Raw genomic sequence first — 10327 nt, 5'->3', positions numbered from 1 at the left:
TGCAAGAAAAATTTCTCTGCGCCAATTCAGCCCCAAGACCGGCTATTCAATTGTGTTCTGGAGAAGGACTTAAGAGCGGCTTCCGATCCTAACCGATCAGGACCACCGTTCTAATCCATTGGTTTGCCGCGTTTTCCGAGCCGCCGGGTGACTCCACCCGGCTCAAAATCGCTCTAGGCCTGAGTCTGTGCGTATTCTGGCACCAGCACGCAGAACCGCTCAAGCCAGCCAACCAGTTCTGGATGTGTTTCGCGCCAGAGAACTGGCTTGCGCCAATCAAGATAACCTAGAGCACAGGCGAGGCTGATTGCATCGATGCCGACAGGTTCAAGTACCGGCGGCTCGGCAACGAATGCATCAAGCGCGCGCTCAACCTTGCCGCGCTGATGATCCAGCCAGCGTTCGCTGACCTGCTCCTCGGAGCGGAAAAATCGCTCGGATGACATTAGGACCGCCGCGTCCGCCAGGCCATCAGCAAGGGCCTGTCGCACCAGCATCCGGATACGCTCCATCGGGTCTGCAGGCAGCAAGCCGCCTCCTGAAAAATGATCAAGGTACTCCACGATGATCCCACTGTCGAACACTGCAATCCCGTCTGCCAATACAAGGCATGGAGACTTGCCGAGCGGGTTATCTTTCCGCAGTGGATCATCTGGATCCAAAAACGCCGGTTGCACCAGCGAAAGCTGGTCTCCAAACCCGAGGCGCATGGCGGCGATAAGCACCTTGCGCCCGAAAGGTGAGGTTGCCGAGCTACGAAGGATCATAGGAAAACTCCTGGAACGATCATCCCAGAACGTTATCCATTCTGGCACCAAAACTGCGCGAAAGTCTGGCAGCTGCCTGAACCACCATTTTTGCCAATTCGGCAATGCGGTCTATCGCGATGCGATCTTGCGGCGAAGTAAGGCAGATCGATCCTGCGATACCGCTGCTGTTAAACACCGGTGCTGCAATGCCCCGTGCGCCATACAGTTTTTCGCCTTCACTGACGGCAAATCCGGTCTTCCTGACCCGCGCCAGATCTTGCAACAACCGCTCCCTCTCAGGAAGCTTGGCGCCACTCGCCGAGTTTGCCGTTTCGCTCGCAAGGGCACGATCCATCTGATCTTCGCTTAGATAAGCAAGGATAGCCTTTCCAGACGCCCCCCAGACCAGCGAAAGGGGCACGTGCATCTGAATACGGTATTGTAACGGATGATCGGCCTCGGCCTTTGCGGCAAACGACATAGAGAGTGTGCCAGGTTGGTATAGGCCGAAAAGAGCGGTTTGATGAACCTGATCACAAAGAATTTCCAACTCACGCTGCGCCAGGTCGCCAATGTCTACTGAATCCCTGACTTGCGCTGCGATGCGATAAAGCTCCGGACCAATCGCATAACGATGTGTCTCCTCACTCCATGAGACTACGCCTTCTTTGCGCAACAGATGGAGTAAGCGGTGGATCGTGGGCAGGGGCAGGCCTACCCGGCCGGCAAGGTCACCCACTCCCACTTCACCGCGCGTTGCAGCTAAAGCAGCGATCAGGCGGACCGCACGGTGCACGGTTCCCGTCCCCTCGGCAGCCTCTGCTAGGTTCGGCTGCGAAGTCTTCTTCCCTCGCGTTTGTATCATGTTCGTGTCCAATTTATTCCCAACCCTTATAGGGCTTGAAAAACATGGACTGCGCAAGCGCCATGATCAAGGCCTGCTATACCGCCACCTGTCACATGCGTAAGGGCGTTCCTTGCGCCTTCGACCTGTCTGTTGCCGGCCTGCCGGGTAAGTTGCCAAAACGTTTCGACTACCTGGGCCACACCACTCGCACCCACCGGATGCCCCTTGGCCAACAAGCCTCCACTCGGATTGACTACGACTTTCCCGCCAAAGGTTGTCGCGCCCGAATGCATGAACGCCACCGCGTCACCCTCGGCACAAAGGCCAAGTGCTTCGTAGTAGACCAGCTCTGCAATCGTGAAGGCATCGTGCAGTTCGACCATGTCGAGATCTTGCGGGCCAATCCCTGCGGCTTCAAACACGTCATGAGCAGACTCATAAGTGATCTCTGGGCGCAACATGTTGCGAAAGCCACTTTTTACAGAGCCAGAATGCAGGACAGACGCCAAGATGCGCATTGCCGGGACCATGGACTTGCGCCAGGCCGCCTCCGACATGAGCACTACGGCTGCAGCACCATCACCCGTTGGGCAGCACTGGAAAAGCGTCAAGGGATCCGCAATCGGTCGCGAATTGATCACGTCCTCTATCGTCGTTTCCTTCTGCAATTGGGCGAAAGGATTCAAGGCGCCGTGCCGACGTGCCTTCACACTGACGCTGGCAAGATCCTGTGCTGTTGTGCCGCGTTCGTGCATGTGCCGGCGGGCACGCATCGCATAGAGTGCGGGCATCACCATACCTTGCTGCACTTCCACGTCTTCGGCTACCAGTGGCAAGGTTCCGCCGCCAAACTGGGTCAGCTTGTCCACTCCCACGACAAGCACGATCTCCGCTTCATCATTGGCGATAGTGCGATAGCCGGCCTGGATCGCAGACGCGCCGCCCGAACAGGCATTATCGATATTCACGACAGGAATGCCGCCGATGCCGATTTCCTTGGCGACCCTCTGCCCGGTGAGCATTCCGCCAAAGGCATGCCCGCAGTAGAGAGCCTGGACATCAGAGAGGGCAATGCCGGCATTGCGACAGGCTTCAAGGACCGGTGGAACTGCCAGACCCGCATAGGACGAGCCGGGATAGCGGCCCATCGGAAGCATGGCTGCGCCGGTGACAAGGACATTACGCATCGCCGTTCTCCAACTCAGGCGCGAAAGACCATTCGTCGCCATCAACTACAAGGCGGACCGCCTCGTCGAGCCGGAACTGCGTGGAATCGCCCCGTAGGCCGGCAAGGACACGCACGCCATTGGCAAGATCAACATAGCCGATCGCATAGGGCGTGGCCCTGCTGGACGAGACATGGACCACCGAATAGCTGTAGAGAGTGCCTTCGGCTGGCAGGCTGATCGTCACCAGGTCGCGCCCGCCACATGCCGGGCAGAATGCTCTCGTCGGAAAGGCCTTTTCCCCGCAGGACGCACACTCGCTACCTTGCAGAAGGCGCTCCCCGCCCGCACCGCCGAGATGTTCGCCCGGTTCCATTCGGATATCGGTGACCGGTTGCAGATGATCGCCGGGCTTTCGGGCACCCAGGTCCTTGTCGATGTCCAACTCGAAGTCCTTTCAGTTCCGGGCAAGCTTGTGCAACGCCATATAAGATTTCTGTTTAACGGATTTGAAATCCGTACACCGGAATCTGATGGCGATCAATCTTTCCAACCGGCCTCATCGGGCAGGTGCGATGCGCGCTCCGCAGGGACCAAAGCCAATACTCGCGAATCCATCGCGCTCGGCCCGCCCGGTGATGACCAGTTCATCCTCGTCCTCCAGCCAGAGACGCTGCTCGCCTCCAGGCAGGTCGAGCGGCAGCGTTCCGGCGGTCCGCTCGAACAGGCATGCGGCTTCCTCGTCGGTGGGGCCGGAAACCGTTCCCGACGATAACAGGTCGCCCGCCTCCAGATTGCACCCGTTGCTGGTGTGATGCGCGGTCATCTGCGGCAAGGTCCAGGCACAGTGCAGCAGATTGGTCGCCACGATGCGTTCGGGCGGGAGCCCCGCCTGCCGCATGTTGCGGGTTGAAAGGCGCGCTTCGAGCCGGATGTCGAGCGCCCCGGCAGCGCGATGGCGTGCACTGTCGAGGTAAGGCAGGGGCGCGGGCTGGCCAGGAAGCCGCGGCACCGGCGCGACACGAAATGGTGCCAGTGCCTCGGCGGTGACGATCCAAGGCGAAATCGTGGTCGCGAAGCTCTTGCCAAGGAAGGGACCAAGCCGGGATTCCCAGATCTGGATGTCACGGGCGGACCAGTCGTTGACCAGCACGTAGCCGAACAGCATGTCTTCCGTCTGGTCCAGCCCAACACGGCTTCCCAGCGGATTGCCCGGGCCGATCAGCGCGCCGAATTCCAGTTCGAAATCCAGCTGCGAGGTGGGTCGGAACACCACCTGTCCCGAAGCCTCGCGCACTTGCCCGTGCGGCCGCACGATTGCCACCCCGTCAGGCACGATCGATGATGCGCGACTGTTGTAGGCAACCGGCAAGTGAAGGAAATTCTCATTCAGCTCGCGCGCCGGCCGGGCCTTACGCGCCGCTGTGACGTGATGGACCGACGTCATGAAGTCTGTGAACGAGCCCACCCGCAAGGGCATGTGCAACATGGCCTGCGCTGACGGCACGATAAACCGTTGCGGATCGGCGCGTACGGGGTTTGGCCCTGCCCCGTCCAGCACAAGCAGGCGAAAGATTTCGCCGCGCAGCAAGGATGCAGCCTGGTTACCCATCGCGACAAAACGGTTGAGGCTACCCTCTGCTGCGGCTTCCAGCACAGGATGCGCCTCTGTCGATATCACACCCGCCTTGGCCAATGCCAACAAGTCGAGAATGGCATCACCGATCGCCACCCCTCCACTGGCATCCCGACCCTGGCAAGAGAAGACGCCGTGAGGCAGGTTCTGAACCGGAAAGTCGCATGCCGGATCGTTCGCCGTTTCAACCCAGCTTCGCGCTGCTGGATCATGCGTAAAATTCAACGACATCGGAAGCTCCGTGACCAAGGTTGTGCGATTATTGCGGCGCGGAGTTCTTGAATGCAGGCACCAGCTGGTTGAACTGGTCAAGCCAGTCGGCAAGGGCAGGCTGGCGGCTGCGCCAGTCGATCAACTGTCGAAACTCTGCCCATTCGAGCATGCAGGCTGTCGCAATGCTGCCATGATCAACAGTGCAGGAGCGCTCTGCCAGCGCTGCGATGGTATCGATCCCACGCTCCATCTTGCCCCGCTGGAAATCCAGCCAATCGGCAAAGCGCATCTGCTCCGGGCGCAAGACGTTTTCCATTACCATCGACACCCCGGCATCCATGATCCCGTCGGCAAGGGCCTGCGTCTGGAGTACGCGCCATCTCGCTTCCCCTGTCGCCGGGCAAAGCGTCCAGCCTGCTAGACTGTCGAGATAGTCGACGATCACGCGGCTATCATACAGCGGGATTCCTTCTTCGCTGAAAAGGACCGGCATCTTGCCAAGCGGATTGTCGCGGCGCAGCGCGTCGTCGGGGTCGCGGAAGTCAGCATCCACGCGCTCAATCCTGTGGCTGAGCCCCAGATACTCGGCTGTGACGCGAACCTTGCGTCCGAATGGTGAATTGACGGTTGCTCGAAGCAGCACGGCCTATTTCTCCTTCACAGCATGAGGAAGCAACAAGGCGCCCGCTTCTTGCAAGGCGCCGATTTCTGCACTGTCTAAGCCCAGCAAGCCGGACAAGATTTCCATGGCATTGCACGACAGCGGCGGCGGGGCATCGAGAGGCATATCCACGCCTTCGAGCTTCATCGGACTGCCGATCATCTCAAAATTGCGGCCATATCCTTCCACCGGAACGATCATGTCGCGGCCATGCTCGCGCGCGTCGGCAATGGCCTCGCCGACATTCTTGATCAGAGCCACCGGCACCCCTTCCTTGGTCAAGGCCTCAACCCACTCAACCGCTGAACGGGCAAGAAACGCCTGCTCGAGCTTGGACCAGAGAAGTTCGCGATTGGCCAGGCGCAACCCTTGGGTTGCGAACTCCGGCAATTCCGGCAGTTCGGGCAGCCCCAAGACATTGCACATACTTCGCCACATCCCATCGGTATTCGCAGTGACAACGAATTCACGCCCGTCGCCCGCGCGAAACGATCGATAGGTCGGGATGGAGTCATGGCCGGCGCCTTGTGGACCTGGCATTGTCCCGGAAATGAGGTGATATTGCGCCTGGTAGGAAAGCATAGATAGCTGGCCATCCAGCATCGAGATGTCGATTGTCTGGCCTTCGCCGTCCCGTCCACGGCGGGCAAGGGCCGCCAGGGCAGCAATCGTGGCATACATGCCGGCAATGATGTCGCCTGCGGGAATACCGAGGCGCATTGCGGATCGCCCCTCCTCACCAGTCAGGCTCATGACGCCAGAAAGGGCCTGCACGATCATGTCATAGGCCGGGCGGTCCCGCCAGGGGCTGACCTGGCCGAAACCGCTGATCGATACCCAGATCAGTTCCGGCTGATCCTTTCGGATTACGGCCGGGTCCAACCCCAGCCGGGCACAGATGCCGGGGCGAAAATTCTCGACGACAATGTCGGCTTTGGCGATGAGTTTGCGCGCCGTCGCAAGGCCTTCCGGAGTCTTGAGGTTGAGCGCAATGCTCCGTTTGTTGCGATTGGTCGAAAGATAATAGGCGCTGTCATCATCAACAAAGTGAGGGGGAATCGAGCGGCTACTGTCGCCCTCGAATGATTCAATCTTGATTACGTCTGCCCCAAGATCACCAAACAGTTGGGTACAGAACGGTCCCGACAGAAATGTCGTGAAATCGACTATCCTGACGCCGGACAGTGGGGGACTGCGCATGCTCGGAATCCTGTTATGAGGCCTATAAGTCGATCGCCGGCACACCAGCGGCCATCCGGCCGGTGCCATAGGCCCGGCGACGGGCAGGCAGGGTTGTCATCGATGAAGTGAGGGGTGCTGGGCAGCGCGGTTCCATTTTCATTGCGTCGCTCCCTTGGCTTTGATTTTCAGCTTCCTCGCACCACTGGCTCGGCTTGTCAATGTAACGGAAAACTTTTCCGATGTACGGACTCGCAAGGACTGGAGGGCTGTGGACCACTGTTAACTTATACCAATGTTCTGTATCGAACATCATGAATTTGCAGCATAAAAATTCCTTATCACGCTATTGTAAGGTGTTGCTTGACTCATGAGCCTAGACCGACATACAGTTTTGTTTACCGGAATAACTTGGATCGGATGGAGGGATGCTGGTAAGGGAATGGTAATCCGCCGCTCTGCTGAAGTGCCTTAGCGCCTGTCCTGCAGGCAGGTCACCGTGCATGGGCCTCGCGCCTGCCTGAACAGGCGCGCCAAGTTTGTGCGCAAGACCGATCATTTCGGCGCAACCGATCAATTCGGCGAAGGAAGATGGTTTCATGAGTCAAGCAGTTCGCCGCATCGTTACCGGCCACGATGCAACCGGCAAGTCCATCTTCCTGGAAGATGGTCCTTCGCCCCAGTTCGGCAGCGCCAGCAACGCCCGCGTCACTTACTATGAACTGTGGAACACGATGGGCAGCCCGACACTCATCCACGCGGTTGAACCCGCTGAGCCGAACGATCGCCCGCTGCAACTGCCCCCTCCGTCTCAGGGCACGATCATCCGCATAATCGACGTTCATCCGGGCAACTATCGCAACATGGCTGTCCGCCCTGACGGACGTCCGACTTCAATGCACCGCACCAGCACGATTGACTATGCAGTGGTCCTGGACGGAGAAATCCACGCCGTTCTGGATGACAGCGAACGCCTGATGCAAACCGGCGATGTGCTGATCCAGCGCGGAACTGATCACGCATGGGAGAACCGTTCGGATCGCACCTGCCGCATGCTCTTTGTGCTTGTCGACGCGGAGTTTGCGCCGGCACTGGCGCAGCTCCTGCCGGATCTTCACCTGAACGTCGCACCGCCCTCGTTGCAATCATGACCTGCTGCAGCTTCGGGACGCATGCCCCACAGATTGGATAGGACATAATGGCACCTGCACCCTCCAGTTTCCCCTTGCACCGCCGTCGTGCCTTGCAGCTTGGTCTTTCAGCCTGCATGCTAGCGCCGGTCGCGGTCCGGGCCCATGCTGCGAGTCCTGCTGCCGGAAAGCTTGGCACCTCGCGATGCTTTGAATTCATCCCCGGAAGGGACCCGGCCAGCATCCCTGCGCCGCCTGCGGCGAAAGCCGAGGAAAGGTTCATGGATGTTCCCGAGGGCAGGCTGAAATACCTTGATACGGGCGGTAACGGTGAACCGGTGATCCTGCTTCATGCGGCAACGGGAACCGGGCGATCCTGGGACTATCAATTACCGGCCCTCACCGCTGCCGGATTCCGGGTGATTGCGCCTTGGCGGCGTGGCACGCTGGAATCCAGCACCGGCGCAGCCCCGAACAACACGCTAGAAACACGTGACCTAGCGGCACTGGCAGATGGGCTTGGCCTGGACAGGTTTCACCTGCTTGGATCTGCCTCGGGCGCCTTCGTTGCGATCCGCTTTGCTGTCGCCAACGAAACGCGCGTGCTATCGCTTACCCTAGCAAACAGCCTGCTCGGGTTGAACCAGCCCGAGTTCGTGCGATTGCTTGACGTTGTCCTGCCACAGGGCTTTCAGGCCCTCCCATCGGAATTCAAGGAGCTCTCTGGTTCTTACCGAATCGCTAACCCGCAAGGTGTGCAACGCTGGCTCGACATAGAACAGGGTTCGCTTGCCGCACAGTTAGGGCAACGCCCCGATGCTGCGGCTGTCATGCGGGCCGGAGTACGCGGCAGCGGTGGCCCCAGCTATGCTGACCTGCAGGCGCTGAACCTGAAGGTCCTCCTAGTCTATGGGGATGCGGATCTTTATGCTCCACCTGCGCTCGCCCGTATTCTGGCAAAACAGTTTCGCAACGTCCGACTGACGATAATCGGCGAAAGTGGCCATGCGAGCCACTGGGAACAACCCGACCCATTCAATTCCGTGGTGACAGCGTTTCTGGCCAGCACACACCAGAAACAGCACGTCGGCCGGCAGGCCCCGGGCTTTTGATCAGCCGGCCGATAATCCCCCAATCTCTACATGTTTGGTTTCGAGATATTCGTCGATACCGACTTGCGCACCTTCACGACCGAGACCGGAGGCCTTTCCGCGGCCGAAGGGCGCAATTTTGAGTAGCACCGAGAACTGACCCGGGTGGGTGCAGGTTATCTGCTAACCTGAACGGGCAAGGTCAAGATGGAGGCTATCCTTTTCTGGATTTGGGTGCGGCAGAGCTTGCCCTGAAGCGGAAGCTGTCATTGCCAGTTTCAAGGATGTGGCAATCCGCGCGGTTCATTCCTTTTAAGATGAGCGGCATCGAAGGCGATCGTTCCTTACAGGCTGTGAAGCGATGGTCCGTGCCGTTACACCATCAAAGATACCCCTCGCGTTTGAACCCGTCTGATTGATTTTTCGCCGATCCGCTTCGCCGTCATGCCATTTTGTAGGTTTCACCATTGCGCAGCATCGCCCAGGCCATACGTGCGGTTTTGTTGGCCATGGCGACCAGGGTTTTGTTGTGGCCAGCCCTAGCTTGGAGGGCCTGTACCCATTTCGAGCGCTGGTCATCATATTTGGCGATCCGCAACAAAGCGGAGCGCGCGCCATGCAATAGTTGCCGTCTGAGGTAATGGTTGGCCCTGTTGTCACTGCCGCCGAGCCTTGGCTTGCCACCGGTCGTGTATTACCGGGGAACCAGGGCAATCGCGACGAAAGGTGCACGTTCGGTTCGGGGAAGGGAAGCGCTGCGCCCAGCAACCGGCCAACCCTGAAGGCCAAGATCATCCTGTCGGCCAAAGCCGAGCGGCAGGAAGCCGATGGGTTGACGGTCCTGCGTCAAATTGCGGGCAAAGATCGATGCTATCCAGGTGCCTTCGGGATGGCGACTGCCAAGCCTGACGTTGACAGTTTCGCCCGCCGGGAAGGTGAAACGCGAGAGATCGCAGTTCGACAGCAATGTTTTGCTGCAATAGACGATATTGGTGCTGAAGAAACCTTCAGTCCGTCGTCAGAACATTTGGCGCAGCTCGCGGCGTAAATTAGCGGAGCGCGGACCTCGTCTGGGGTTTGATGTTAGGCGGCAAGCTTGCGGCGTTGCAAGCGCCGATGCTCGATGGTCTGGTGCTAGAGCTCGATCTTTCCCTGGGTCTGGGGATGCATCGGAGCGTCGCGGATATGGCCGGAAGGCTGAGGAGAGGGGCGCTGGATCGTCCGACCTGACGCGCCGGACTGGCGGCATGGCCGTAAATCGCTGTAGCAAATCCATGACCGCGCTCGCCGATCACCCCACTGCAACCCCACGGGCTATTCCCTGCGTCGTCGCCATCAGCCTGCTGGCTCTGGCGATCATTGCCAGCCACCCGATTTCATTCGGGGAGATCCTCCTCGCCCGGTCTAACGGCTCGGGCATGGTCTTGTCAGCCTCAACCAATTGGTGTGGATCTCGGAGCTGGTGTTGATGGAGCAGCATCACCCGATGCTGCAAAAGCGCACGATATCTGACGACGAAGCAGGGATAACTGCGGCTTTGCAGGGTATTACTGCACCCTCAACTCAGCTCAGCCCGCTGCCAGTCCGCCAAGGGCCACGTACTTTGTTTCCAGATATTCCTCGATCCCGACCTGCGCGCCCTCGCGCCCGAGACC

General features: G+C 59.3%; 10 protein-coding genes and 1 pseudogene. 3 read left to right on the top strand and 8 right to left on the bottom strand.

The window, feature by feature from the left end; translation table 11 throughout:
* Nucleotides 1–173: 173 nt before the first annotated feature.
* From IP81_RS16245 to IP81_RS16215, 7 genes are all read right to left on the bottom strand, one after another.
* Complete coding sequence (locus IP81_RS16245; RefSeq protein ID WP_054109064.1) at nt 174–767, bottom strand: glutathione S-transferase family protein; 594 nt, start codon at nt 765–767, stop codon at nt 174–176.
* Between the two features lie 19 nt (nt 768–786).
* Nucleotides 787–1626, bottom strand: a complete 840-nt coding sequence (locus IP81_RS16240) for an IclR family transcriptional regulator (RefSeq protein ID WP_054109063.1) — start codon at nt 1624–1626, stop codon at nt 787–789.
* A 14-nt stretch (nt 1627–1640) separates the two neighbouring features.
* Complete coding sequence (locus tag IP81_RS16235) at nt 1641–2783, bottom strand: thiolase family protein (RefSeq protein ID WP_054109062.1); 1143 nt, start codon at nt 2781–2783, stop codon at nt 1641–1643.
* Nucleotides 2776–3207 carry a Zn-ribbon domain-containing OB-fold protein gene (locus IP81_RS16230; RefSeq protein WP_054109061.1) on the bottom strand — a complete coding sequence of 144 codons (432 nt, stop codon included), beginning with the start codon at nt 3205–3207 and terminating at the stop codon, nt 2776–2778. Before IP81_RS16230 ends, IP81_RS16235 begins: the two co-directional genes overlap by 8 nt.
* Before the next feature lie 114 nt (nt 3208–3321).
* A complete protein-coding gene (fahA, locus tag IP81_RS16225) occupies nt 3322–4629 on the bottom strand; it encodes a fumarylacetoacetase (RefSeq protein ID WP_054109060.1) in 1308 nt (435 codons plus the stop codon).
* 28 nt (nt 4630–4657) lie between these two features.
* The gene (locus IP81_RS16220) at nt 4658–5254 is read right to left on the bottom strand and encodes a glutathione S-transferase N-terminal domain-containing protein (protein WP_054109059.1); all 597 of its coding nucleotides are present in this window, start codon (nt 5252–5254) and stop codon (nt 4658–4660) included.
* A 3-nt stretch (nt 5255–5257) separates the two neighbouring features.
* Nucleotides 5258–6472, bottom strand: coding sequence for a CaiB/BaiF CoA-transferase family protein (locus IP81_RS16215; protein ID WP_054109058.1), 1215 nt, complete (start codon nt 6470–6472; stop codon nt 5258–5260).
* A gap of 578 nt (nt 6473–7050) precedes the next feature.
* Between IP81_RS16215 and IP81_RS16210 the strand changes: the two genes are divergently transcribed.
* The gene (locus tag IP81_RS16210) at nt 7051–7602 is read left to right on the top strand and encodes a cupin domain-containing protein (RefSeq protein WP_082356243.1); all 552 of its coding nucleotides are present in this window, start codon (nt 7051–7053) and stop codon (nt 7600–7602) included.
* A gap of 260 nt (nt 7603–7862) precedes the next feature.
* Nucleotides 7863–8693, top strand: a complete 831-nt coding sequence (locus IP81_RS16205; RefSeq protein ID WP_197274673.1) for an alpha/beta fold hydrolase — start codon at nt 7863–7865, stop codon at nt 8691–8693.
* Nucleotides 8694–9114: 421 nt separating this feature from the next.
* Here the strand turns inward: IP81_RS16205 and IP81_RS21370 are convergent.
* Nucleotides 9115–9387 (bottom strand): annotated as a pseudogene (locus tag IP81_RS21370) (IS110 family transposase); the annotation flags it as partial.
* On the opposite strand from IP81_RS21370, the gene IP81_RS21025 reads away from it, so the two are divergent.
* A complete protein-coding gene (locus IP81_RS21025; protein ID WP_054109055.1) occupies nt 9313–9720 on the top strand; it encodes a hypothetical protein in 408 nt (135 codons plus the stop codon). The pseudogene IP81_RS21370 and the gene IP81_RS21025 overlap by 75 nt on opposite strands.
* Nucleotides 9721–10327 lie beyond the last annotated feature (607 nt).

Source organism: Novosphingobium sp. AAP83 (assembly GCF_001295795.1).
In the GTDB taxonomy this organism is placed as follows: domain Bacteria; phylum Pseudomonadota; class Alphaproteobacteria; order Sphingomonadales; family Sphingomonadaceae; genus Novosphingobium.
This window is presented reverse-complemented; position numbering and strand designations above follow the sequence as displayed.

Coding starts and splice junctions, on each gene's coding strand:
- IP81_RS16245 (WP_054109064.1), bottom strand. CDS start 767: ATGATCCTTCGTAGCTCGGCAACCTCACCTTTCGGGCGCAAGGTGCTT.
- IP81_RS16235 (WP_054109062.1), bottom strand. CDS start 2,783: ATGCGTAATGTCCTTGTCACCGGCGCAGCCATGCTTCCGATGGGCCGC.
- fahA (WP_054109060.1), bottom strand. CDS start 4,629: ATGTCGTTGAATTTTACGCATGATCCAGCAGCGCGAAGCTGGGTTGAA.
- IP81_RS16215 (WP_054109058.1), bottom strand. CDS start 6,472: ATGCGCAGTCCCCCACTGTCCGGCGTCAGGATAGTCGATTTCACGACA.
- IP81_RS16210 (WP_082356243.1), top strand. CDS start 7,051: ATGAGTCAAGCAGTTCGCCGCATCGTTACCGGCCACGATGCAACCGGC.
- IP81_RS16205 (WP_197274673.1), top strand. CDS start 7,863: ATGGATGTTCCCGAGGGCAGGCTGAAATACCTTGATACGGGCGGTAAC.
- IP81_RS21025 (WP_054109055.1), top strand. CDS start 9,313: ATGGTTGGCCCTGTTGTCACTGCCGCCGAGCCTTGGCTTGCCACCGGT.